Origin of the sequence: Herbiconiux aconitum, assembly GCF_024979235.1 — a bacterium.
GTDB classification, from domain to species: Bacteria; Actinomycetota; Actinomycetes; order Actinomycetales; family Microbacteriaceae; genus Herbiconiux; species Herbiconiux aconitum.
The window spans coordinates 1280470-1303015 of the sequence record NZ_JANLCM010000001.1; the positions used below are offsets into that span (position 1 = coordinate 1280470).

The 22546-nt window shown below is 63.5% G+C and carries 24 protein-coding genes and 2 pseudogenes; 15 read left to right on the forward strand and 11 right to left on the reverse strand.

The features are described from left to right. Positions 1-82: 82 nt before the first annotated feature. On the forward strand, positions 83-691 hold the full coding sequence (locus N1027_RS05850; protein ID WP_259506089.1) for an NADPH-dependent F420 reductase: 609 nt from the start codon (positions 83-85) through the stop codon (positions 689-691). Positions 692-741: 50 nt separating this feature from the next. After that, a complete protein-coding gene (locus tag N1027_RS05855) occupies positions 742-1605 on the forward strand; it encodes an NmrA/HSCARG family protein (RefSeq protein WP_259506090.1) in 864 nt (287 codons plus the stop codon). 333 nt (positions 1606-1938) lie between these two features. On the opposite strand, the gene N1027_RS05860 is transcribed toward N1027_RS05855, so the two are convergent. Beyond that, on the reverse strand, positions 1939-2682 hold the full coding sequence (locus tag N1027_RS05860; protein WP_259506094.1) for an alpha/beta fold hydrolase: 744 nt from the start codon (positions 2680-2682) through the stop codon (positions 1939-1941). Between the two features lie 150 nt (positions 2683-2832). Here N1027_RS05860 and N1027_RS05865 point away from each other — a divergent pair, with 150 nt between their 5' ends. Continuing rightward, complete coding sequence (locus tag N1027_RS05865; protein WP_259506096.1) at positions 2833-3297, forward strand: MarR family winged helix-turn-helix transcriptional regulator; 465 nt, start codon at positions 2833-2835, stop codon at positions 3295-3297. Positions 3298-3722: 425 nt separating this feature from the next. On the opposite strand, the gene N1027_RS05870 is transcribed toward N1027_RS05865, so the two are convergent. Together N1027_RS05870 and N1027_RS05880 are read right to left on the reverse strand one after the other, a co-directional pair. Continuing rightward, positions 3723-4211: a hypothetical protein gene (locus N1027_RS05870; protein ID WP_259506097.1), complete on the reverse strand. Its 489-nt coding sequence runs from the start codon at positions 4209-4211 to the stop codon at positions 3723-3725. Between the two features lie 581 nt (positions 4212-4792). Beyond that, a complete protein-coding gene (locus tag N1027_RS05880; protein ID WP_259506104.1) occupies positions 4793-5251 on the reverse strand; it encodes an Lrp/AsnC family transcriptional regulator in 459 nt (152 codons plus the stop codon). A gap of 93 nt (positions 5252-5344) precedes the next feature. On the opposite strand from N1027_RS05880, the gene N1027_RS05885 reads away from it, so the two are divergent. Together N1027_RS05885 and N1027_RS05890 are read left to right on the forward strand one after the other, a co-directional pair. Continuing rightward, on the forward strand, positions 5345-5764 hold the full coding sequence (locus N1027_RS05885; protein WP_259506105.1) for a rhodanese-like domain-containing protein: 420 nt from the start codon (positions 5345-5347) through the stop codon (positions 5762-5764). Positions 5765-6146: 382 nt separating this feature from the next. Further along, positions 6147-6491, forward strand: a complete 345-nt coding sequence (locus N1027_RS05890) for a hypothetical protein (protein WP_259506106.1) — start codon at positions 6147-6149, stop codon at positions 6489-6491. A 535-nt stretch (positions 6492-7026) separates the two neighbouring features. On the opposite strand, the gene N1027_RS05895 is transcribed toward N1027_RS05890, so the two are convergent. After that, a complete protein-coding gene (locus tag N1027_RS05895) occupies positions 7027-7425 on the reverse strand; it encodes a VOC family protein (protein WP_259506107.1) in 399 nt (132 codons plus the stop codon). 279 nt (positions 7426-7704) lie between these two features. On the opposite strand from N1027_RS05895, the gene N1027_RS05900 reads away from it, so the two are divergent. Next, complete coding sequence (locus N1027_RS05900) at positions 7705-7938, forward strand: histidine ammonia-lyase (RefSeq protein ID WP_259506108.1); 234 nt, start codon at positions 7705-7707, stop codon at positions 7936-7938. Positions 7939-7958: 20 nt separating this feature from the next. Here N1027_RS05900 and N1027_RS20220 read toward each other — a convergent pair. Further along, a pseudogene (locus N1027_RS20220) lies at positions 7959-8165 on the reverse strand (NmrA family NAD(P)-binding protein); the annotation flags it as partial. Positions 8166-8196: 31 nt separating this feature from the next. After that, positions 8197-9351, reverse strand: a complete 1155-nt coding sequence (locus N1027_RS05905) for an epoxide hydrolase family protein (protein WP_259506111.1) — start codon at positions 9349-9351, stop codon at positions 8197-8199. Positions 9352-9400: 49 nt separating this feature from the next. Here N1027_RS05905 and N1027_RS05910 point away from each other — a divergent pair, with 49 nt between their 5' ends. The 3 genes from N1027_RS05910 (at position 9401) to N1027_RS05920 (ending at position 12893) form a co-directional block, all read left to right on the forward strand. After that, positions 9401-10039, forward strand: coding sequence for a TetR/AcrR family transcriptional regulator (locus N1027_RS05910; protein WP_259506113.1), 639 nt, complete (start codon positions 9401-9403; stop codon positions 10037-10039). 421 nt (positions 10040-10460) lie between these two features. Beyond that, on the forward strand, positions 10461-10829 hold the full coding sequence (locus N1027_RS05915) for a VOC family protein (protein WP_259506114.1): 369 nt from the start codon (positions 10461-10463) through the stop codon (positions 10827-10829). A 1674-nt stretch (positions 10830-12503) separates the two neighbouring features. Then, positions 12504-12893, forward strand: coding sequence for an ankyrin repeat domain-containing protein (locus tag N1027_RS05920; protein WP_259506115.1), 390 nt, complete (start codon positions 12504-12506; stop codon positions 12891-12893). Between the two features lie 92 nt (positions 12894-12985). Here the strand turns inward: N1027_RS05920 and N1027_RS05925 are convergent, their stop codons facing one another. Then, positions 12986-13390 (reverse strand): DUF6157 family protein, encoded by a 405-nt coding sequence (locus N1027_RS05925; RefSeq protein WP_259506116.1) that lies wholly within the window; start codon positions 13388-13390, stop codon positions 12986-12988. 104 nt (positions 13391-13494) lie between these two features. Here N1027_RS05925 and N1027_RS05930 point away from each other — a divergent pair, with 104 nt between their 5' ends. Beyond that, the gene (locus N1027_RS05930) at positions 13495-14310 is read left to right on the forward strand and encodes a helix-turn-helix domain-containing protein (RefSeq protein ID WP_259506117.1); all 816 of its coding nucleotides are present in this window, start codon (positions 13495-13497) and stop codon (positions 14308-14310) included. A gap of 268 nt (positions 14311-14578) precedes the next feature. Then, positions 14579-14923, forward strand: a complete 345-nt coding sequence (locus tag N1027_RS05935; RefSeq protein WP_372499715.1) for an MDR/zinc-dependent alcohol dehydrogenase-like family protein — start codon at positions 14579-14581, stop codon at positions 14921-14923. Between the two features lie 48 nt (positions 14924-14971). Here the strand turns inward: N1027_RS05935 and N1027_RS05940 are convergent, their stop codons facing one another. Continuing rightward, complete coding sequence (locus tag N1027_RS05940) at positions 14972-15820, reverse strand: MBL fold metallo-hydrolase (protein ID WP_259506118.1); 849 nt, start codon at positions 15818-15820, stop codon at positions 14972-14974. Between the two features lie 453 nt (positions 15821-16273). Between N1027_RS05940 and N1027_RS05945 the strand changes: the two genes are divergently transcribed. Together N1027_RS05945 and N1027_RS05950 are read left to right on the forward strand one after the other, a co-directional pair. Further along, positions 16274-17125: an SAM-dependent methyltransferase gene (locus N1027_RS05945; protein ID WP_259506119.1), complete on the forward strand. Its 852-nt coding sequence runs from the start codon at positions 16274-16276 to the stop codon at positions 17123-17125. 191 nt (positions 17126-17316) lie between these two features. Further along, complete coding sequence (locus tag N1027_RS05950; protein WP_259506120.1) at positions 17317-17820, forward strand: hypothetical protein; 504 nt, start codon at positions 17317-17319, stop codon at positions 17818-17820. A gap of 818 nt (positions 17821-18638) precedes the next feature. On the opposite strand, the gene N1027_RS05955 is transcribed toward N1027_RS05950, so the two are convergent. From N1027_RS05955 to N1027_RS05965, 3 genes and pseudogenes are all read right to left on the reverse strand, one after another. After that, positions 18639-19415 (reverse strand): amidase family protein, encoded by a 777-nt coding sequence (locus N1027_RS05955; protein WP_259506121.1) that lies wholly within the window; start codon positions 19413-19415, stop codon positions 18639-18641. Then, positions 19412-20386: pseudogene (locus tag N1027_RS05960) on the reverse strand (amidohydrolase family protein). The gene N1027_RS05955 and the pseudogene N1027_RS05960 overlap by 4 nt, the downstream one beginning before the upstream one ends. Further along, positions 20383-21228: a patatin-like phospholipase family protein gene (locus N1027_RS05965; RefSeq protein ID WP_259506123.1), complete on the reverse strand. Its 846-nt coding sequence runs from the start codon at positions 21226-21228 to the stop codon at positions 20383-20385. The pseudogene N1027_RS05960 and the gene N1027_RS05965 overlap by 4 nt, the downstream one beginning before the upstream one ends. Before the next feature lie 52 nt (positions 21229-21280). Between N1027_RS05965 and N1027_RS05970 the strand changes: the two genes are divergently transcribed. After that, positions 21281-21847, forward strand: a complete 567-nt coding sequence (locus N1027_RS05970) for a TetR/AcrR family transcriptional regulator (protein ID WP_259506125.1) — start codon at positions 21281-21283, stop codon at positions 21845-21847. Positions 21848-22075: 228 nt separating this feature from the next. Beyond that, complete coding sequence (locus N1027_RS05975; protein ID WP_259506127.1) at positions 22076-22507, forward strand: recombinase family protein; 432 nt, start codon at positions 22076-22078, stop codon at positions 22505-22507. Positions 22508-22546: the final 39 nt, after the last annotated feature.

Sequence of the window (22546 nt, forward strand, 5' to 3'; positions counted from 1 at the left end):
TTGATTCGAATTCGAACTAGGTGTATCGTCTGAGTAGTTCAAGTTGGAACGACATCAGCATAACCTCGATCGGAGCATTATCGTGCACATCGCAGTCCTCGGAACCGGCCACATGGCCACCACGCTCGCCGACGGATTCCTCGCCGCCGGCCACACTGTCACCTTCGGCTCCCGCGATCCGGTGGCGCACGGCGACCTCGCTGCCCCGGTCACCGCTACGAAGGAAGCCATCCGCGGCGCCGACCTCGTCGTCAATGCCCTGCAGGCCGCGTTCTCGCTCGAGACGCTCACCCCACTCGCTTCCGAACTCGCCGGCGCCGTGCTCCTCGACATCGGCAACGCGGTCACCCCGGAGTTCGCCCTGATGTATCCGAACGACAGCCTCGGTGCCCGCCTGCAGGCCGCGCTGCCGGAGACCCGCGTGGTGAAGTCGCTCAACACGCTGCCGGGCACGCTGGCCATCGCCCCGAAGACCGTCGCCGAGCCGACCTCCGTCTTCCTCTCCGGCGACGACGCGGATGCCAAGGCGCTCGTGAGCGGGCTCCTCGCCGACCTCGGCTGGCCGGCCACGCAGCAGATCGACCTGGGCGGCATCGAGTCGGCTCGCGGCGCCGAGCACTACTTCTTGCTGTTCGTCGCGATGATGCAGGCCTTCCGCGGCCAAGCGTTCAACATCCGCGTCGTCCACTGACCCACATTCTCTCTTCCGACCGCTTCTTTCGAAAGGCACTTCTCACGACCATGGACAACGCACACCACACCATCGCCGTCGTCGGCGCGACCGGCCAGCAGGGCGGGGCCGCGACCCGCGCGCTCCTGGCCGACGGCTTCACCGTCCGCGCCATCACGCGCAGAGTTGATTCGGATGCCGCGCGCGAGCTCGTCGACGCCGGCGCCGAGGTCGTCGCGGCCGACCTCGATGACCCCGCCTCCGTGCGCGCCGCATTCGACGGCGCCGACGGCGTCTTCGCCATGACGACCATGTCGGAGACCGGCGGCGCGGAGAGCCCGACCGATGCCGAGACCCGCCACGGCACGGTCATCGCGGACGCCGCGAAGGCCACCGGTGTTCAGCACCTCGTTTACAGTTCGGTCGGCGCCGCCGAGCGAGGCACGGGCATCCCGCACTTCGAGAGCAAATACCGCGTCGAGCAGTACATCGCATCGATCGGGCAGCCGGCCACGATCGTCCGCCCGGTGTTCTTCATAGAGAACCTCCGTGCCGAGGCCCAGGATGGGCTGGTGGTGCTCGCGCTGCCCCTGCCCGATGGCATCCCGATGCAGACGGTCGCGGCGGCCGACATCGGCCGGGTCGCCTCCGCCGTCATGCTCGACCCCGCCTGGCTCGGGCGGTCGATCGAGATCGCCGGCGACACCCGCACCGGATCGGAGATGGCCGCGGCCTTCGGGCAGGCTGCCGGCCTCCCCGCGGAGTACCAGGCGCTCCCGATCTCTGTCCTCGACGGCAACGAGGACATGCTGGCCATGTTCTCGTGGTTCACCGAGCCCTACACCTACGCGGCCGACTTCGCGGCGACCCGCGCCCTCGATCCCGGCGTGCAGGACCTCGACGCGTGGATCGCAGCGAGCGGCTGGGCCGTCTGAGTCGAACGATACACAGCCTCTGAAAGGAAGTTTGCGGGGGCCTGGGGCTGCGCGATGCGAAGCCCCAGGCGGGGACGCGGTCAGGGGCGGAGGGCGCCGGCGCCCGGTAGCCGGTCGCTCAGCGTGCACGGATAGCGACCGGTTTGCGGGCAACCGATCTAGGGATCGCGTGACCACGCGCTATCCCTTGAACCGCGCCTGGTCGCAAGGATTGCTCGCCGGAATACCTTGCGTACGCACGCCTTGTCCCTCAGGAGCCTGAGGTACTCATCTGCGACAATTCCGGCCACAAGAACCCAAGGATCGGTCCACGAGCAGGCTCAGACGCATGCCCTAGAGGCCCTCGATGAAGGTGAGCATCGCCGAGGCCAGCGCCTCAGGGGCTTCCAGTGCTACGTAGTGACCGACCCCTTCGATCTGCACTCTGGTGACTGGAGTCGCGGAGACCTGGTCGAGCGTGTCGGCGGTGAATGAACCGCCTGCGGCGCCCACAGCGAGTACGGGGATGGTTATGGTGTTGGCCTTCGCCAATGCCTTCAGTTCGTCGCCCTCGGAGAGAGCAGAAGCGTAGAGCCCGGCAGAGCCTCGCCAGCCCCCCGGCACCGCGTAGGCGCGAGCGAACTCCGCGAGCTCGTCGTCGGGGATTGACGTCACGTCAGCCGTCACCGCCCCGAAGATCCAGTCGAGAAGCTCGCGCTCCTTGTCGACCAGGAGCAACTCAGGGATGCCGGGCGTCACCAAGATCTGGATGTACCAGACGCCGGCGACCCGCTCAAACCCGAACCCCGCGAGGCCGGTCTCGATACCGGTGAGGCTGAGCAGATCCTCCGGATGGGTTGCTGCGAGACGGAAGACCGCTCCGCCGCTGATGTCCTGGGCAGAGATGTGGACCGGGCCGACATCGAGGTGTTCGATGAATCGGTGGAGGTCGTCGGCGCTTGCAGCGCTGCTGTATTCGCCTTCGCCGTGGGATGACTCGCCGAAGCCGCGAAGATCGACGGCGAAGACGCGGTGGGCTTCTGCGAGGTGCGGGATGAGCCTGTCGAACGCTCGTGATGTCTCGGGGAATCCATGCACGAGCAGTATGGGGGAGCCCTGCGTCCCGGCAGATACATAGTGCAGGGTCGCGTCGTTGATCGATGCGGAATGGTGGGTAGACGAGGTAGACAACATGGTTGTCGAGTTTAGACAGTTGGGTTGTCGATGTCTAGCCCGTACGCTGGACTGATGACCCGGGCCGGACCTCACCTCGCACTTTTGCTGCTCGGCAGCTACAGGAAGCTTGTGGATGCGGCCCAGCGTGAGCTCGCGGACAGGGGCTATGGCAGCATGCGGTCGTCGCTGCACTACGCGATCAGCGCCATCGACCGGGGCGCGACGTCCGCGTCGGAGCTTGGCCGCGCTCTGTCGGTCACCAAGCAGGCCGCGGCTAAGACGATCACGATCCTGGTCGAACGCGGGTACGTTGTGGTGGATCAGGACCCCACCGACCGCCGGCGGCGATCGCTGCGGGTCACAGAATTGGGACATCGAGCGACGACGGAAGGCGAGGCCATCTTCGACGAACTTCGCGCGCAGTGGGCCGATCGAATCGGCGCTGAGGCGCTCGATCGCCTAGAGGCTCAGCTCACCGAGTTCGTCGGCGATGACGGCATCCGACTCGAAAAGCCAGGCGCTGCGTCAGCAGACTGAAGCTGGGCAGACTGAGTCACAGAGAGCGGACATGCGTCGCGCTTCACCGCCCCCGCTGCGACCCGACCGGCGCGTCTCTCCAGTCGTGACGAAGATCAGGGGCAACCTCGTGGGGGTGCATGCCCGGATCGAGGCCGAAGCCGCGGATCTCACGGAAGGGCGCTTAGCGTCGACGACTCAGCCGGGCTCAGGGCTGCGGGATCGTGCACCGGCCCCTTGGTTGGCTATCGGTCGAAATCGTGCCGAACTTCCGCCACTGATTCAAGCTCCACCTCGAGCCGGGCGTGCAGAGCTCGGCCCTCTTCGACCCAGCCCTCAGGAATCGGGTCGTCTTCGCTTCGGCTCTGCCATCGCGGAAGCCGGCGCGTTGTCCTGCGTGAAGTTGATAGGTGCGTGTTTCGCCAACTGTCACGATGAACGCCTATTCAATCTCTGCTGCGGGTGAAAGTCATTCGCCAGTTCGTTTCCCAGGTTGATCCTTGGTCGAGCGAGAAGGCTTGTTCCCATGTGGGATCGAGTGGAGTTGCATCCCAAATAAAACGGACGACGATTGGTGTTCCTTCGAGTGTGTCGGATGCCAGGAAGGTTCCAATGCCGTCCTGAAATGCTCCTACGACGGGAATGCCCAAGGTTGAGGGGTCGCGGCCGTCGAGCCACCAGATGCTCCACTGCTTGGTATTGCTGTTGTAGGAACGAATTGCGATTGCGCGGCTATCGCCGGAAGGGTACTCAATGAGGTTGTCTTCCAGATTGCCGAATCCGCCGAGTGTTTTTGTGGTACACGTGAGTCCGTTGAATTCTTCCCACTCATCGGAATCATTGAGTCGCTCTTTCAGCCGCTGGTGTTTCACGGCCCAATCTCCGATGATGAAATCGAAATCTGTGGGCGCCAGGGGCGAGTTGTCGAGGGGCATACTTTCCTTCGTGGTCTGTTCGGGCTCTGAGCCGCGCCGCTGGACTTGAAAGTTTCGGTCGTGAGGTTGAACCGTCTCCGGTTTTCTGCCGCTTCAATGCGGGTGCCATCACCGGTCGGGATGGGGTGTTGAGGCCAGCGTAGTAGCCGGGCTTGCACTCGTCGCCGGACCTCTCCGAGAGCGGTGTGGAGGCGGCTGGCTGTCGTCGCGGATCGCTTCGGTCTTGAACAGTCCGATCGTGGATACCGCGAGGGCGTCGTCGTAGGCGTCTCCGATCGATCCGATGGACGCCGCAATCCCTTACAGCTGCAGGGTCTCAGCGAAATGGATCGAGCTGTATTTTGAAAGCGGCGGGCTCGTGCTGCGATCCACGGAACAGCGCTTCTACGGGGGCCCGCTCGGTTTCCTGTGCGGTTACGAAGGCTGGTTCTCATGCGAGTTTCCGCCCTCCACCGACGCGCCCTCGCGGCTCAAGCCCGGCGGCACGAACCGCGACTCTGGGTCCTCACGATGCGAGCTCAGCTCCACACGCCCGAGAAGCGCCCGATCAGCGATCGCGTAGCGGGCGTAGGCCTTCGATGCTACGCAGGCGTGATGTGCCGTGAAGGGATGGGGCTCGAGTACACGACGCTAGTGGTAATTCCGCCGAGGGTAGCGAGTCGACCGGCAATGCGTTCGAGATCTCGCATCGAGCGGGCGAGCACCTTGATGATGAAGCAGTCCGCGCCGGTGACGTGATGGGCCTCGACGATTTCGGGCAGCGAGTCGACGAGATCGTGAAACGGTTTGTAGTTGCCGGTGGGGTAAGCAAGACGCACAAACGCGGTGACGTTGTAGCCAAGCGCTTCAGGATCAACCGTTATCGAGTAGCCAGTGATGACCCCGCCATCGGTGAGGCGTCGCAGGCGGTCAGCGGTGGCGCTGGGGGACAAGCTAATCGCACGCGCGAGTTGCGCGACGCTCGTGCGGCCGTCCTGCTGCAGATTCTCGATAATCGCGTGATCGGTGGTGTCGAGCTCTAACCGGGGATTCGATGGCATGAAGACGAATGTACCGTCGAAAGCATGATCAGGTGGGCATAACGCCAGCGGTCTTCTGTTCACGAAAGCGCGTCCAACCGTTTTGATTGTCGTATGACTACTTCCCTCTCAGCAGCAGATTTCTTCGCCGCCAAGCTCGCCTATGAAACCGACCCTTCAGACCTCGCGGCGGCCCGAGCAGGCGGGTCCGCTCCGGTTGTCATCGACACCCGCTCCGCGGCATCCTGGAGCCAAGGCCGAATTCCGGGTGCGGTACACATCCCGAACGCTGAGCTTGAAACGCGCATTGCGGAGGTTGCGCCCGACAAGAGCACCGCGATTGTCGTCTACTGCTGGGGGCCAGGCTGCAACGGCAGCACTCACGGCGCGCTCATCCTGACGACACTCGGCTACTCGAACGTTCAGGAACTGATCGGTGGCTTCGAATACTGGTCCCGAGAAGGTCTGGCGACTGTGAGCGACGCCGGCCGAGCTCGTCGCGCCCCTGACCCGCTGACGGCCCCCACAGCATGACCGGGCCCGTCGCGATAGACGTCGCGGTCAACGACCACGATTACGCCAGCATTCGTCCGCTTGTTGTCGTGCACGCTGGCCGACGTATAGCGGTCTCTCTCGTGCGAATCCCCAAACCGCTCATACAATCCCCCTGTGAGTAATGCAGCATGCACGCCGACCAAGCAATTCATGCAGGTGCAAGCGCCGCGGCTCGCAGGTGTCGTTTTCTTAGCCGTAAAGGGCAGCGCCCTCTACCTCGTGGCGGGCACATATACTCCTCCGAATACCTTGTGGTCGCTCGGAGCACAATCCGCCACGTCCTTAACAGCAAGGGCCTCAACGCGGGGCTCGGCTTGAGCTGCTGACGTCGATGAACTCGCGCGGTGTCAGAGGAATCACGATGGCGCTCGCAGTCGTGTGCTTAGTCGGCAGCGTTGTGCTTGGCGGTCGGGTGGCCCTAGAGCTCTATTCGGATCTGAGAACCAACCTCCAGGTGGTTTGCGCCGAACAAGCTCTACCGCAAGGCGCTGATACGAATATGTCGGCCCTCGCCAATATTGATGCAGGCATTGGTCCAATCCCACTTGGAGTCTGGTGCTCTTTCCCCGCCGTCGACGGCGGCAAGATTGTCGTTCCACCTTCGCTTCTCCTCACGGGCATCACGCTCGCATCCTTGTTTCTACTGACTCTCGGCGTCTTCGCGGCAGCGATTGCACGACGAATGAAACCGTCCCATTCCATTTAGCTCGGGGCGGCGGGTTGGCGCGAAGACGCGCACGATTGTCTATCCCTAACCGGCACATTGCCCAGGTCATCGATCCGAGACGAAGGGTGCAGGATGGTGCCGTGACAGATGACGACGAAGCTCAGGCGGGAATTGCGGTTCTTGAAGCACCGCCCTCGACTCAATGCACAGCCCCAGCAAACCGTGCAGCGTCATTGCCACCGTCCTAGACCTCCTAGAACACGATGAAACAATCAGCCCGACTCTTCGGGGTTGCATTTTCGGCTGATCTCAGAAGCGCGCTCGGCTCTCGATGACGAGGCGATAGCTGGATATTCCGATTTCGCAGATGCGGTGGAACGCCTAGAGGTCGCCCCACAGGTTGCGGCGGGCCAATCAGTGAACCGGAAGAAGGGTTGGATGGCTAGCGCGGAGACGCTGTTCCGGGATGCTGGGGCAGCCGCCCTAGGCAGCCTTCCCTCTGTCGCGATGACAGCTGTCCAAATTGCCGCCGCTTCACCCAGCTGATGAGCCGGCAGGAGAATTGCCAGGTCGGTCAGTCGTCTGCCTCGATCGCGATGGTGTTTCCGTCCGGATCCGCGACCCATGCGATGCGTCCCCCGCCGGCTCGGGGCCCGATGCCTCGGCTGTCCTGATCGGCGCCCTCGTAGCGAGCGAATTCGGCACCAGCCGAGGAAAGCTCGTCGACAGTTGCGTCGATGTCATCGACGTACCACGTCGCGACCGTCGACCGCGTTGTACCCGCGGTCGGCGTTTCGAACACGTTGAGCATGGTGCCGAGCCCAGCTTTGTAGAACCGAGCGCCCCCTTCTATCCCTGCGCTCGGACCGGCATGATCGGAGGCGAGACCCAGGACTCCCTCGTAGAACAGGACTGCGCGTCCGATGTCGGTAACCCCGATTGAAGCTCGGACGGGGTAGTCGCTCAATGCCATGCACCGCACCCTAGCTCTCGCGCCGCACCAAGCCAACCCGGTTACCCCGACCGTCTCCCAAGAGGATCGCTTTCGGACGGGACCTGTGGCCCACTGGTTTGGAATTAGCGCTGGACCCAATTCGTCTTCTGTCGTGCGGCCTCTCCCCGACTAGCAGGCACGCGGGTTCGTCCGCTGGGCGATCGCGCATGGTCACATCCCACGACACACATCGCGTACTCTGATGGCAGTTTCGGAATCTGACCGCGACGGTCGGTCGCGGGCGCGAGGAGGAGCACGATGGGCGTCGTATTCCCCGAGGGGGCGGTCTCGGTCACGACCACGGACGGCGACATAGTCATCCTGCGCATCTGCGATCTGTGCGGTGCGGCCGTCGTCGAAGCGGACGGCACCGATCTCGCGTTCCACAAGCGCTGGCACCGGATCACCGGCTCCGGCAACTGGGTCGACCCCACGACCGGCCGTCTCCACGGTCCCGGGAACCCGCTCCTTCCAGGCGGGTCGTTCGACTGAAGGTCGCGGTCCAGGTCAGCGTCGAGGGATGTCGGGTCGGTGATGTCGCCCTCGACGAGGGTTGCTCCACGGCCGGCGAGCCCGGTGAGCTCTGCGGCCTTGTCAGAATCGCTCGGGGCGGCGTGGCGGACGAGGAGGCGCAGCTCGGCGTTGCCGTTGCTGAGGAGGTTGTCGGCGATGCGACCGCCGAGGGTGCCGGTGGCACCAACCAGGAGGACTGAAGTCATGGTGTTGTTCCTTTGATGAGTCGGCGAGCTATTAGGTCAGGCGCGTGAAGGTTGCGCGGATGTCGGCGACGAGGGTGTCGGGTTGTTCGAGGGCGAGGAAGTGGCCGCCTGCGGCGGGTTCATTGAAGTAGATGATGTCCGCGTAGCGGCGGTCGAGCTGCTGGCGTGATTTCCGCACGTGCTCCTTGGGAGGCATGGTGAAACCGACGGGGACGCCAATCGGGTCGTCGATGGTGGCCGGGGATGACCAGCCGGACTGATCCATCTCCCAGTACATCCGGGCGGCTGAGGCCCCAGAGTTCGGGAGCCAGTACATCATGATGTCGTCGAGCAGCTCGTCGAGTGTGAAGGATGCTTCGGCGTCGCCGGGTGTCCCGCAGGTGTCTTGGAACATTGCATAGATCCAGGCCGCCTGCCCCACGGGAGAGTCGGCCAGGGAGTACCCGATTGTCTGTGGGCGGGTGGATTGTTCTTTGGCGTAGCCGGAGAGGTTGTCCCAGAAGCACTTCGCGTCGCCGAGCGCCGCCTTCTCCGCTGGTGTGGCGTTTTGGATTTCGTCCGGGGTGGGCGGGAACATCGCGAAGTTCAGGTGAGTACCGATCAGGCCGGCAGGCTGCAGTTTTGCGATTTCATCGGTGACGGCGCAGCCGAGGTCGCCGCCCTGTGCGCCCCACCGCTCGTACCCGAGCCGGTCCATCAGAGTGATCCAGGCCTTCGCGATTCGGGGTGGTGTCCATCCGGTCTCGGTGGGCTTCTGGGAGAACCCGAACCCGGGCAATACGGGAATGATCAGGTGGAACGCCTGCGCGGGGTCGAGTCCATGCGCGGCCGGGTCCGTGAGCGGGCCGATGATCTTCCGGAACTCCAAGACGGAGCCGGGCCAGCCGTGGGTCATGATCAGAGGTGTCGCGTTCGGCTCATTCGAGCGGATGTGCAGGAAGTCGATGTCGAGGCCGTCGATGGTGGTGCGATACGTCCCCCAGGCGTTGAGTTCTGCTTCGACTCTGCGCCAGTCATACGAGTCGCGCCAGTAATCGACCAGCGCGGCGAGCTTCTCAGGAGTCGGTCCCTGCGAGGTGTCCGACACGGTGGGACCGTCGGGCCAGCGCACCGCGTGAAGCCGAGTGTGCAGGTCGTCGAGCTGCTCCTGGGGAACAGCGATCGTGATGTGTTCGATCTCAGACATGGGTAGAACCTCCATTGCTTTCGCCAGTACGATACGGTATCGTACACATATGGTCAAATCGTTTGCACCCACCGAAGACACCCGGATGGCCGAGTTCGGAACGTCAGAGTCGCGCGGCGAAGCGCGCACCGTGGCGATCCTCGACGCCGCTCTCGAACTCATCAGCGAGGTCGGCTATGAACGGGTCACGATGGACAACATCGCCGCCCGCGCCCATGCGTCGAAGATGACCATGTATCGGCGCTGGCCCACCAAGTCCGAGCTGGTCGCGGAGGCGCTTCGCCGTCACGCGCAGGGTGATGTTCCGTCGGTTCCCGACACGGGAACGTTGCGGGGGGACCTCCTGGCGACCGTGGCTGAGATTGCAGAGACATTGACCGGTGAGCGAGGCCCGTCTCTGATTGGTCTGGCCGAGGCCATCCGTGATGATGCTGCATTGCGGGAGCAAGTCAGCTCCCAGGTTCGGGAGCGAAGCCATCAGGTGGGGCGAGAGATTTGCGCTCGGGCGGTGTCGCGGGCTGAACCGGTCCACGCGAATCGAGCGGAGGCCGTGCTCGACCTTGCTTTCGGGCATCTCTTCACCGCAACGCTGTTTGACGGCACAAAACCGAGCCTCGTGGATCAGCGCTCGCTCGTTGACGCGATCCTTCTCCCGTTGCTGAGCCCGACCCATACGAGCGCGCCGTGACCGCCCAATCAGCTTTCCCTTCTGACGGGCAGCCCGTGGCGCGGACCCGAGACGGTGGGCCATTCTGGCCGTGATCGCCGTCTGCCAGCTGATGCTGGTCCTGGACTCCTCGATCGTCACCATCGCGTACGCAGCACCCAACGTGGCAGTCCGCGCGTCTGTCGACTTGGTTTCAGCGAAGCGTGCCGCAATGCCTCCACTCGCCTCGTTTCCGCAGCGCTGACTGTCACCCCCACTGCACTGCATGGATGTCTTCGCACTGGTGATTTCGGCGCTGTCGCTGCTCGTGGCCGGGGGAGACCAGGGCCGGGAGGGTCATCGGGATTCCTTTCGAGCCCCTCCACCGTGCGTGCGGCAGGGCCCCCGCGGTCAATCGGCCCGACCCCACCGCGCAGACCCACCGAAGGGTACGGTGAATGCCATGTTGCAGATCGAACAGCTCTCCATCGACGCCCACGACCCCCGCTCGCTCGCCGCCTGGTGGGCCGAGGCTCTCGGCTGGCAAGTGACTGACAACGACGAGGATCCCGACGACCCGTCCGAGGAGTACGAGGTCGCCGCGACCGACCGCCGGCAGCCCATCCTGCTCTTCCTTCCCGTTCCCGAGTCCAAGACGGTGAAGAACCGGCTGCACCTCGACTTTCGTCCCGATGACCAGGCCGCCGAGGTCGCCCGCCTCGAGGCGCTCGGCGCCTCGCGCGTCGACGTGGGGCAGGGCGACGTGAGCTGGGTGGTTCTCGCCGATCCCGAGGGCAACGAGTTCTGCGTGCTGAGTTCGCCGCAGCCCTGATGAGCGGGGATTTCGCCGGGCGTTCGGTCCGCAAATCCCCGAAGCGCCCACCCGAGGACATCGCGCACGCCTTCCCGGAGCGGGAGATTCTTGTCGATCTCACGACTCCCGAGGGTGACAGTTCGCTTTCGCCCACATGAACGCGAGTTGGTGCGAGTCGATCCGCGCGGTGCTCGTAAGGCGGTCCTTGGGTTCTTGTGGTCGTCGCAACGCCTGGGACACGGAGTACGTCGCAGTCGAGTCCGTCGTTGAGACTTCATAGATCACCGCGCCGCCTTGGCTGAGGTCCGGAAGCGTTGCATCGGTTCCGTCCCAGCGGTGCCCGTCCAAGCTATCGAGGTATCCCGTTGGCGTGCCCGCTGAAGGATCGGACGCACTCTCGAGGCTCTTGATCTGCCTCCACAGCACACCATCGATTCCGCTGTTGCTGCCGTGATATTCCGTGGGACTACACCCGGAAAGCGCCGCTGTGAGAGCGGCTCCACACAAGATCCACCCGACTCGCACCCAGCCCCTTGTCACACGGCCAAGCCTCTCATCCTCGTTGTTGCCGGGTCTCTCAATAGCTGGCGAATTCGTGTGGCCGGCGATGGTGTCGTAATCGAGATCCGGGGCGCCCGTAGCCGATCGCTATTCGTGCACGCTGAGCGACTGATCCTTATTCGTCCACGATGATCGGACGGCGGTAACCGGCGAGGGCAGGCGTGCCGTGTGTGGGCCAGGTTCTGGTTTTAGACGGGTGCTGAAGAGGCATCTGCGATTCGTGACCTGATTCGCGACATCTCTCTTGTGAATTCCGGTGTGGAGATGGGGCGTGCCCACACCCGGCCTATTTCTTGAAAGGTGAGGGGCAGAGTGACGCTGTTCTCGTTATCGCCGAGTTGGAGACCAACTGCTCGTTGCCTTGTGTAGCGGGTGGAGGTGATCATTGGTTCGACGGACGATGCTGCTGTCCATTCGCAGTTCAGGAGTCGCTCAGGCGACCCGGCCGACAACCGCCAGAAGATCACGTGTCGTCGCGTGTAGGTAGTTGCTAACAGTTCGGAGCTGGAGAGACGGATCTCCGGTCCCAGCAAGATCTCGAGCGCATCCCGCATCTCGTCCGAGATGCGAACAGATCGGGGCTCACGAAAGCCGCTCTCTTTCAACTTCTGGATCAGGTATTTGCCTGGACCTATGCGCCGGATCGATAGGAGAGCCCAAATCGGGATGGAGACGAGGAGAGTGAAAAGGAACGCCCCCACAAGGGTTCCCCAGAAGTCCGCGAAGGCGTCACGAACCAGACTGGCGAGAGCTGGCGCCGTTATTGCTGCTACTCCGAGCTGGAGGCTCAGGTAGGGGATCCAGCGAATCCTGAGTGCTGGCGGCAATGAATCTGCGCTCATTTCTCCCTCGGCTGAGTTCCCCATGGATTTTCCGTTGTCGTATGGCTGTTGTTTACAGGGGTTACGCGTTGCGCCCCTTCTCTTGCCCCAGTGCCGGAGCTGAACATACCCACTCGCTGGCCAGACGCCAAGTTGATTGCCAATCAATTCACGAGAGACACGACCGTCAGACGGTCGGCTAACGTGTGCGGCAAGCGATCCCTCGGTGGGCACTATGTGCAAGCGGAGCGCCATGCACAAATTGCGATCGGCAATACTGGCCAGAGGACGGCAGCATCGGAGGCGCGAGGTGGATCGAGCAAACCGCACTTCACTGCACTATGAGTCGAAGCGTAACAACGCCGAAGGCGTGCGCGAACTCGTCAACGGCGGGGCCGATCCCAACGCCAAAGACTCAAACGGCTGGACTCCGTTGCATTTTGCGGCACAGGAACATGCCGTCGCCACTGCACGCGAACTAATCCGCCTTGGTTCCGACGTGAACGCTAGGGACAAGTTTGAAAAGCCACCGCTGTCTGTGGCCGTCTACGCTGCTGGCGAAGCAGACCAGATGGTGACGCTATTGCTCGATTCCGGCGCCGATCCCTACCTCGAGAACAACTACGGCGTGAGCCCGATCAGGCTTGCTCGAACCATCGCCGACACGGATGTGCGCCAGTATTTCGACCACCTCGGCTGAAGCCGGAATCGCTGGGCCCTGCCCGAATGCCTATCGTTATTCGTGTCCGCTGGTCGACCGGCTTACGGGCGCATTCGTTTGATTGATACGACTTAGGCGCGCGAGGACCGCATTGCAGCCTTGTGGGTGAGGTGGTCGTCACCGAGGAGGCGGTCATAGTCCGCAGTCCCGATCCCTACCAGCGCTACACGGCCGTTCTCGTCATGGTGAGTTCCCCACCCATAACGCTTTCCGAGAGGAGAAGCACGCAGACAGGCCTGGTCTTTGGCGAAGAACCGTTCGCGTTCGGAGTCGAGGTCGTCGTCGTTGACGTTGTTCCGCGTCGCGTGGACCGCGAAGAGGACCTCGTCCGATGTCATCTCATAGGGATGCTCGGCGATGAGCTCGAACTGCAGTGCAGCGACGGTCGGCTTGGCGGTAGTGGGCGGTGTCTCAGCGATCACGACTCGACAGTCGGGGGCGACCGCAATGAAGGTATCAATGTAGTTGGTAGTCACAGCGTGATCTTCTCGACATTCGCCCCGGCTGTATTGCAGAATTGCGCCACACCATGAATCCACGTACACGGAAGATCGGCGGCGGGGAACGATCCGGAGTGCTCGTGCCTTCGAACCTCACCCGATTCGAGGCCGAATGGGTGGAGCCTTCCGATGCCGTCCGCGACGTCGTCGATACCTACTGGGCTGTTCACTGGCAGCTGCCGCTGCACGAGGCGGTAACGCAACGCATCGTCGACTTTCCCGCGATCACGTTGAGTATCGAGAGTGGAGATGTGCCCGCGCCGTTCGTGGTGACGAGCGTCCGTCCGGGGGCCTGGTCCCGCGTCATCCGCGGCAGCGGTTCCGTCTTCGCGATACGGCTGAGACCGGCCGGGTTGAGAGTGCTGTCCAACCTGGATGCCGCCGCCCTTTTGCACGAGCAGGAGCTCACCCACGAACTCGACGAGCGCAGTCACCGAGCTCTGCACGCGATTGCTGCGGGTTCCTCGGTGCTCGACCGAGCTGCTACGGCCGACGAGATCATCCGCCAGATGCTTCAGGACCGGCCGATCACCTCGGCTCAGATTCTCGCGAACTCTGCCGTCGATGCACTCACCGCCAGCGCTCGAGTGCGATCGGGGAGGTCGATCGCCGCCGGAATCGGGACGAGTGAACGGTCGCTGCAGCGTGCTCTTCGCGCCACCATCGGGATTGGGCCGAACGAGGTGGCGCGACGGATGCGGCTCCAAGAAGTCATTCGCAGGCTTTCCTCTCCCGGAGCCGACGCCGCCGAAATTGCGGGTGAAATGGGTTACTTCGATCAGGCCCACCTGATCAACGAGTTCCGGAGTGTGGCAGGAATGACGCCAGGGCAGTATCTTCGCGATGTCCAACGTTCCCTCGAGGAATTGCACCTAACGCCAGGCGCAACCTCCTGAATCGGCGGACTGACGGAATGTGCCCGCTGATGGATGCGGGGCTGACCCCGTACCACGCCATAAAATCCAGCCTCGAACACTTACATCCTGGTTCGACTGCTGTCGTGATCGGGGCGGGCGGCCTGGGGCACGTTGCGGTCCAGATCCTCAAGGCGGTGAGCTCCGCCAGCGTGATCGCCGTCGACGTCAATGACAACAAGCTTGCGCTGGCCAAGGAGGTTGGCGCGCCGACTTCACGGTCGTCTCGGGTTCGGATGCCGGGGCCAACATCCGTGAGGCAACCGGCGGAGTCGGGGCTCAGGCCATCTTCGACTTCGTTGGGGCCCAGCCGACGCTCGACATCGCTCGGGAGGCAGCTGCGATCGACGGCATCATCCAGATCGTTGGAATCGGAGGCGGGGTGTTGCCGACCGGATTCTTCTCGACGCCGTTCGGAATGGCGGTGCAAGCACCGTACTGGGGCTCACGGTCTGAACTCATGGAAGTGCTCGAACTCGCCCGAAACGGGCTGGTGACAGTGCACGTGGAGGAGTTCACTCTCGATCAGTCTCCAAAGGCATACGCGCGACTGCATGCCGGAACGATTCGGAGCAGAGGCGTAGTCGTTCCGTGAGTGGCGAGTGCCCGCTGTCAGTTCTGGAACATGAGAACCAGCTGAACATCACATGACGGTGGTGCCCGGGAAGAGGTGTTCCGCGGATTGGCCCAGGATGGTGGGGTTGATCCGGCTCAGGTGTCGCAGTGTCATCAGGTCGGCGAATTCCTTGGCATGTCGTGCGGTTTTCTGGATCTCGTCGGCGTCCTGAAGGTATTGACGAGTCTGGTCAAGGTTGTGGGGGTCATCGTCGCTACCCGGAGCTTTGTGCCCGGCGACGACCTTGGTTGGCTTCAGCGCCGCGATCTTATCGATCGCGGCGATCCAATCGGCCCGCCGTTGCGCGTCTCCACCAGCGAGAAAGAGGTGGACACCGTTATAGACGATGTCGCCGGCGACTACAAGGCCGAGGGAGGGCACGTGCACGAACGTGGTGTCTTGGGTGTCGCTGTCCCCTGCCTCGACGAAATGGATTTCGTGGCTTTCGAGAATGAAGGTCTGATCCTTGATCACGCTCGGGAGGATGGGGTTCTCGACGATCTGGCCGGGGAACTGGCTCGTCCAGAAGTCCATGCGGTTGGTTGCCTGTTCCTGCGCGAGTGCCACCGTCCCAGCAGTGCCGAGGATTGGCACGCCGGGAAAGCGTTTGGCAACTTCGGTGAAGCCGAACCAGTGGTCGCCGTGGCCATGCGTGGCGTACATGGCAACGAGGTTCTTGCCCGACGCCACCACCCAATCGGCGACTTCGCGGGCTTTCTCTGCCGTGTGCGGGGCATCGATGAGGATTGCGTCGCGCTCGCCGTAAATCAGGGTCGAGGCGATCGGCGACCATGCGGGGATGGGGCGTACTGCAGTTCCGTCCGGCAGCACAGCTCTCGGTGGAAGCGTGACGAGAACGTCGTAGTCGAGTGTCATGAGGTCATTCTCCTTCAGGTGAGGGCGAGGACGGGAAGGGTGTCGTGCTTGCCGTAATCCCGCCCACGTCGTGTCTCCCGAAGCCTGGGACGCGATCAGCCCCAACGCCAAAGCCCGCGCGCATTTCGAGGATCGCGGCCTCACACTCCCCGACAGCGGCGCAGCGCGGAGCGAGTGCGGGGAGGCGAGCTATCCGCTGATCCAGGTTGTCAGCCACCCACGGACCCTTGGGACGAAGGGAGAATTGCACGACCGCGACCCTTCCGATGTCGTTTAGGAGGACAGAGATCGTTTGCTGGTCAGGGGGGTCTGCGATGCCGTTCTGCGGTCGAGTGGAGACCTCGTGAGGGCACAGGCCAGACCCTCCCTCCTGCCGGAGGAGGGCAGGTGACGGGGTGGTGGGAGCAAGCGCCTACTTGACGGCTCCCCGAAATCCGCGCAGAATTCGCGTCCATGGGCGAGTCGCACGAGGAAATGCTTCGTCACTACGAGCCTGGCGGACTTCTGCCGCGAATCGTGGCGGGGTTGCAAGCTCTCGGCAAGGATCTGGACTCGGTCACGCACGAAGATCTCGCGCCGGCCGACGAGTTTCACTCCGCGGGACGTTCGGCTACGCGCGCATTGGTGGAGCTTGCAAAGATTCCGCCAGGATCGCGAGTGCTCGACGTGGGCAGCGGGTTGGGCGGCCCGGCGCGTTACCTCGCCGCAACTTTGGGTTGCGACGTGACAGGCATCGATCTCTCGCCTGAATTCTGCGGTGTGGCCAACGCCCTTTCTCGGATGACGCGGTTGTCCGATCGCACCCGCTTTCAGGCGGGTGATGCCCTGGAGCTTCCGTTCGCCGCGTCCAGCTTCGACGTGGTGTGGACGATACAAATGCAGATGAACATCCGGGACAAGCGCCGCCTGTATTCCGGAATCGCCCGGGTACTCAGGCCGGGCGGGCTGTTCGTCTGCCAGGAAATCTGCGCGGGGAACGGCGAGCCGATCGAGCTTCCGGTCCCATGGGCGAGCCGCCCCAACCAGAGCCATCTGGCCGATGCGGAATCCCTCCGCGGGTTGATCCGCGGTGCAGGTCTCCTGGAGCGCACCTGGCGCGACATTACCGCCGACATCGTGGCGGCGCGCAAGGCACAGCAGGCGAAGGCGCAAGCGTCGGGTGCGAGCGGCTCCAGCGCCCCTCCTCCGCTTGGAATGCATCTCGTGCTGGGAGAACAGGCAGCCGTCAAGATGAGTAACTCCGGGCGCAACACCGACGCCGGGCGCACGGTGTTCATCCAGGGCGTATTCGACAAGCCTGGCTAGTGGTCCGATCCGCTGATCCCGCTGGAAAACTCTGTCGAAAGCACGGGCGCGGCGAATCTCCATTGATCGCCCGGTCAAAGGGCACATTCGGTCACGACGACCGAAATTCGCCCGCTGAGGGACCGCCTTACGGGCATGATCTCCGGCCGGATCGCTGGACGGCTGGGTCGCCCGACGATCTAATGGGCTTCATGCTTGCAATCGTTCCCGATCCCTGGATAGCGGAGACAAATGTGATCGGCACGGGAACAGACGATGGTGTTCCGTCGGATGCTTCAATCGAAGTCCGCTCTGCTGACAGGTTGCTTTTCACCGTCCGAACGCTGGTGCGGCTTGGTGAGCGCGTTGGCAGCGCCGGACTTCCGCACGGCACCGTGACCGACTCCGTTTCTATCGCGGCCCTAGCAGCAAGCTCGTTGATGTTGCGGGCCATTCCGCCCGGTCTTCCGCGAGAGGACATGATGAAACGCATGGATGCCGCCGACGACACCTCACAGTCCTTGGCTCGGGACCGCGGCGGATGGGCATTCGTGCCAATGGACGTCGCTGGGACGACCTACGCTCTCTGGCACCGCTCGCATCCCCTCGGGTTTATCGCGCACGCGGACCTCGGGAGCCACGTGATGGCCGCCTGGGGCGAGGGTAATATCCCGCCTGAGCTCTCGAACATGCAGCTTCGGGATCTGGCTGTTTAGGCCGCGTTGAATACTCCGTTGCCACCGAAGTGCCCGCCGAACGATCCTTCGTCGGACGCCTAGGGGCCGTTCGGCTCTGCGTGCCGCTGCACCACTACTTCGATGGAGCTAGGGTCGGCGCTACGGTGGTGTGCGATGAGGTCGCGCCCTATCTCCTCCACGTCCTGTAACGCATTTGACTCCGCCATCCAATCGGTTCCTTGAACCGTGATTCTCCAGAGCCGGTCGATTCGGCGGACATTTAGTACATACGTTTCGCGTGCGGCCATAAAGCATGGTGGCGTCGCGGACCATACGGAGCGCGGTTGACGCGGTGCCAGTAAACCGGTCGCTCACCGTGCACGAATAGCGATCGCTCTGCGGGTGTTCCGATTGACAACCACCAAGCACGCTGAGCGGCCCAGCATCGGCAGCAACCTATTCGGAGTCGTCCGCACTTTGAAGTTCGCCTAGATGACTTCGCGCGATAGGTGGGCCAACGAGGAGTGCTCCCAACGAGGCACCGATGACCGCGGCGCTAACGATGGCCCACCAAAGAGCTCCGGAGCTCCACATGGCTGACCAGATCGCAAAGAACCCAAGCGCAAAACATGCTGCGCCCGCGACGGAGGTGGCGATACGAATACGTAGCCTCGCCGTCGGCGCCCATCGACTCATAAGCAGCCAAGTGCTGTTGACCGCCAGAGCTGTGAGGAATCCAACTGGAACGGCGAACACAGCCGCGAGGGGCGTGGATAGTACGTAGAACGCAGCAGCTGCAGAACCGAACGAGAAGGACACAGCAACGTGTGCGATGACCGCGAACACGACCGAAATGATCAGTGTGCCAACAAAGACACGGCTCCGCGAAAGTGAACTCGAGGTGTCCCGCGCCGAATTGTCGGGAGAAGACCTCTGCATACGGCGATCGTATTGCAACTGAGAATGAAGGGTTTCGATAGCGGCAGTTCGCGCAGGTCGGTGGGGTTGTGCGCGGGGACGCGTCCGAAGCTGGGACGGAGGCCGAAGATCCCGGTGCAGTACGCGGGGTACCGGATTGATCCCATCGTGTCGCTGCCCTGCCCGATGGGAGCGATGCCCGCCGCGGTCGCGGCGGCGGCGCCACCGCTGGAACCGCCGGGCGTGTGCTTTGGAGACCACGGGTTGTTGGTGCGTCCGTGGAGGGCATTGTCGGTCCAGAAGCTGTAGGCCAGCGCGGGAGCGTTCGTGCGGCCGATCGGGATCGCGCCGCCGGCTCGGTGGTTTCTAATCACGGAACTGTCGTCGCGTGCAACATTGTCCTTCCGGCTGATCGCACCGTGGCTGGTGCGGTGACCGGCCTGATCGTCGGTGATCTTGGTGGTGATGGGAACGCCGTGCAAAGGGCCGAGCGAGCCGCCTTGAGCTTGAGCAACGTCGGCTGCGGTGGCGGAATCGAGGGCTTCTTCGCGCATGTCGGAGACGACGGCGTTCAGGTACGGGTTGACTGCGTTCATCCGGTCCAGGCACGACGTGACGATGTCCGTGCTCGTGACGACACCATTACGGATGGCGGCCGCCATCTCGGTGGCGCCCCACCGCCACAGCTCCGCGAAACCTTCATGATCGGTCGTCATCGGTTGTTCCGTTCTTGTTCCGCTGCGAGTCGGGCGCGGGCGGCGGGGAACAGGTCTCCGGCCCGGCCGGCGATACCGCCAAAGCGCTCAGGTGCTGCGGCCGTGGCGGATTTCAGAGCGTGGATGTTGCGGTGCGCGGATGCCGACGTCGTGCAGGGAACACCCCAGTCGGAGCCGTAGACGAGGTGGTCGTGCCCGACCGTGGTCGCAGCCGCTTCAAGCTGCTGGACACTTGCGGACGCGGCCGTGTCCACCCAAAGATTCCGCAACGCTTCAGCAAGGTCGGTTCGGGTGTAGTGGTGAGGATTCGGGACCCATGGTTCATCACCGAGGATGCTCAGGCGGCCGGCCAGGAGAGGTAGTCCGCCACCGCAGTGCGCCAGCACGAATTTGATGTGATGGAAGCGGTCGAAGACGCCGGCCTAAAGCATCGCCACGGCAATTCGTCCGGTGTCGGCGGCCACCTCGACCAAAGGTGTCGGCATTCCTGCTACAGCCAGCCCATAGGCGTTCGGATGGACGAAAACGACCGCCTCTCGGCTGTTGAGTTCCTCCCAAACAGGATCCAACGCCGGGTCGGCCAGGGAACGCCCGTTGTAGGTGGTGGTCACAGCCCACCCGTCAGCGACGCTCATCCGACCGATCTCGTCAAGTGATGCCTCGGCATCGTCCGTCGGCAAAGCAGCGAGAAGGCCGAACCGGTCGGGATACTCCGCGACGAGAGTGCGTCCGAAATCGTTCGAGGCGTCGAGGCGGTCATGGCCGATCGGGACGTTGCTGAGCATCTGCATGACGGTGTTCGATTCCTCGAGGAAATCAAGGGTGTTGTCCACACTCCACTCGAACGGCGCGTCGGCGAGGAACTGCTCCCGGCGTCCTGCCTGCCACAATGCCTGGCGCGTCGCGGACGTTGTCGGCACGCTGTAGTGGGCATGGACGTCGAACAGAACGTCAGCGTCGACGGCTGTCACCAGATGTCCCGGATCTGAGCGGCAAGGGCGCGACCCTGCTGGCGCCCCGCGGCTGCGGCAGCCGACGCGCGGGTCGGGTCATACGGGTTGGAGCCGATCGCGTCGCGGCTCTGCTCATCGGGCGATGCGAGAAGAGCGGTCGCGGTCTCGTTGAGCCGGTCCACGTCATCCTGAGCACTGGGGATGCCGGCGTAACCTGCCGGCATAGGCGCAAGGACCACAACGACATCGTGCCCCGCGGCTAGGGAAGCGTTCGCGGCTGACACCATCCCGGCGTCGACGTATTCACGTTTCGCGATGACGACACTGGGCCAGATCCCGGGAACAGCGCCACTGGCCGCGGTCGCCGTTTCGATGTTCACGCCGTCTCCCGGGCCGAGGAGCTTGATTTCGCCGGTCACTGCGTCCGTGATCGTGACTCGCATCGTCTCGGGCCAACGGTCCGCGCGCAAACGCGATCGGACGGCATCCTTTCGCACCTCTGTCGGGACCGGGGACGGGAACCGTCGAGCGATCTCCCCGAACGCCGCGCCGATTTTCGCGGCATCTCCTTGTCCGCTGCGGAAAGCTTCCTGCCAGGCCTGGAACACGGCCGGATCGGTTTTCATCGTGGGTTCGTGATCGACTGCACGCGCCTGGGCGGCGAAAATCTCGTCCCAGTCCGCGCCGGAGCTGAAGTTGGTTCCGACAAACGAACCAGCAGAGGTTCCGATGACGGTGTCCGCGTTTCGAAGATCGACCCCCTCATCCAACAGGCCGGCGAGCACGCCGACCTCCCATCCAATGCCGGTGATTCCGCCACCGCCGAGGACGAGAGCGCGCGTCGTTGTCGACTCAGACATGATCAACCTTTCGATAATTACCGTTACCGGAAATAGACGTTACCATAATGGGATGGAGCAAGTCCAGCGCGGCAGGCCGCGCGACGCACAGATTGACCACGATGCCCTGACGGCTACCGTCGACCTCCTTGAAGAGGTGGGCTACGACGCGCTGCGCATGAAGGACGTCGCGGCTCGGGCCGGGATCGGCTTGGGGGCGCTTTACCGCCGATGGTCTGGAAAGCAGGAACTCGTCGTAGCTGCTCTACAGCTCGGCACCCACGTGCACGACGCTGCCCCTGGTGCCGATCCTGTGGACGAGCTTGTCGCGGCCCTCCTGCGGATCAGCACAGCCGTCCCCAAAGGCCTCGGCGCCTTGGTGGCCGCGTGTCTTCGCGATCCCGGGTCAGAAGTCGCCGCGGTCGCCCGAGACGCGAAACTCGCCCCTATGGTCGCTGCGGTGAGCGAGCACCTCGAAAGGTGCATTGGACAAGTTCCCGACCTCACCGGGCGCGCCGAGCTCGCGCCGGCATTCATCCTTTGGCGGGCAGCCCTCACGGGATTTGCACTCGACGAGGAAGAAGTCCGCGCCAACCTACTGCCCCTGCTAGGCGTGACCAGCCACGACAAGGCAAATTAGGACATCGGCGGCTGAGGCGCCAGGCGGTATCGCGCGGCAAACGTCGCAATCCAGGGTGTGTTGCCAAATCGTTCGTATCCGCTACAAGCGGGCGAGCTTGCCCGAGTCGGTAAGGGGTGCCGGATCTGTGCAGGCCGGTTCAGAACGCTTTGTAGCGAAACTCAGGACCAATTTCTATGGCGCAGTCCTTTCCTCTAGGTTGAGTTTCGGTACATTCAAGACGCCGCCTTGCAGGTCGACGCTTTGAACGCGGCGGGCTGCTACCGGGTGGTCGTCGACACCATGTCTGGGTCGCTTGAGCACCGCCCGGAACTAGAAAAGCTCTTCGACCAGATCCGCCCCGGCGACACCCTTGTCGTCTGGCGACTCGATCGCTTGGGGCGATCCATCCGGCATCTCATTGACCAGTTGCACACCCTCGCCGAGCGGGACATCGGATTCCGTTCGCTGCAGGAGACGATCGACACCACCTCGTCGGGCGGCCGGCTGATCTTCCACGTCTTCGCCGCGCTTGCCGAATTCGAACGCGACCTCATCCGCGAACGCACGAACGCCGGCCTCACCGCCGCAAGAACCCGCGGCCGCACCGGGGGCCGGCCGTCACGGTTGACGGCCGGCCAGGTGAAGACGGCCCGGCGGGCGGATGCCTTGAAAGACTAGAAAGCGCAGCCCACCCGCGCGCCGCAGCAGAAGCCGAAC

What these genes read in the sequence shown, in the direction of transcription:
- N1027_RS05910 (WP_259506113.1), top strand. Translation starts at nt 9,401, where the DNA reads ATGGTCAAATCGTTTGCACCCACCGAAGACACCCGGATGGCCGAGTTC.
- N1027_RS05885 (WP_259506105.1), top strand. Translation starts at nt 5,345, where the DNA reads ATGACTACTTCCCTCTCAGCAGCAGATTTCTTCGCCGCCAAGCTCGCC.
- N1027_RS05870 (WP_259506097.1), bottom strand. Translation starts at nt 4,211, where the DNA reads ATGCCCCTCGACAACTCGCCCCTGGCGCCCACAGATTTCGATTTCATC.
- N1027_RS05865 (WP_259506096.1), top strand. Translation starts at nt 2,833, where the DNA reads ATGACCCGGGCCGGACCTCACCTCGCACTTTTGCTGCTCGGCAGCTAC.
- N1027_RS05955 (WP_259506121.1), bottom strand. Translation starts at nt 19,415, where the DNA reads ATGACGACCGATCATGAAGGTTTCGCGGAGCTGTGGCGGTGGGGCGCC.
- N1027_RS05940 (WP_259506118.1), bottom strand. Translation starts at nt 15,820, where the DNA reads ATGACACTCGACTACGACGTTCTCGTCACGCTTCCACCGAGAGCTGTG.
- N1027_RS05905 (WP_259506111.1), bottom strand. Translation starts at nt 9,351, where the DNA reads ATGTCTGAGATCGAACACATCACGATCGCTGTTCCCCAGGAGCAGCTC.
- N1027_RS05950 (WP_259506120.1), top strand. Translation starts at nt 17,317, where the DNA reads ATGCTTGCAATCGTTCCCGATCCCTGGATAGCGGAGACAAATGTGATC.
- N1027_RS05890 (WP_259506106.1), top strand. Translation starts at nt 6,147, where the DNA reads ATGGCGCTCGCAGTCGTGTGCTTAGTCGGCAGCGTTGTGCTTGGCGGT.
- N1027_RS05945 (WP_259506119.1), top strand. Translation starts at nt 16,274, where the DNA reads ATGGGCGAGTCGCACGAGGAAATGCTTCGTCACTACGAGCCTGGCGGA.
- N1027_RS05855 (WP_259506090.1), top strand. Translation starts at nt 742, where the DNA reads ATGGACAACGCACACCACACCATCGCCGTCGTCGGCGCGACCGGCCAG.
- N1027_RS05915 (WP_259506114.1), top strand. Translation starts at nt 10,461, where the DNA reads ATGTTGCAGATCGAACAGCTCTCCATCGACGCCCACGACCCCCGCTCG.
- N1027_RS05965 (WP_259506123.1), bottom strand. Translation starts at nt 21,228, where the DNA reads ATGTCTGAGTCGACAACGACGCGCGCTCTCGTCCTCGGCGGTGGCGGA.
- N1027_RS05970 (WP_259506125.1), top strand. Translation starts at nt 21,281, where the DNA reads ATGGAGCAAGTCCAGCGCGGCAGGCCGCGCGACGCACAGATTGACCAC.
- N1027_RS05895 (WP_259506107.1), bottom strand. Translation starts at nt 7,425, where the DNA reads ATGGCATTGAGCGACTACCCCGTCCGAGCTTCAATCGGGGTTACCGAC.
- N1027_RS05900 (WP_259506108.1), top strand. Translation starts at nt 7,705, where the DNA reads ATGGGCGTCGTATTCCCCGAGGGGGCGGTCTCGGTCACGACCACGGAC.
- N1027_RS05880 (WP_259506104.1), bottom strand. Translation starts at nt 5,251, where the DNA reads ATGCCATCGAATCCCCGGTTAGAGCTCGACACCACCGATCACGCGATT.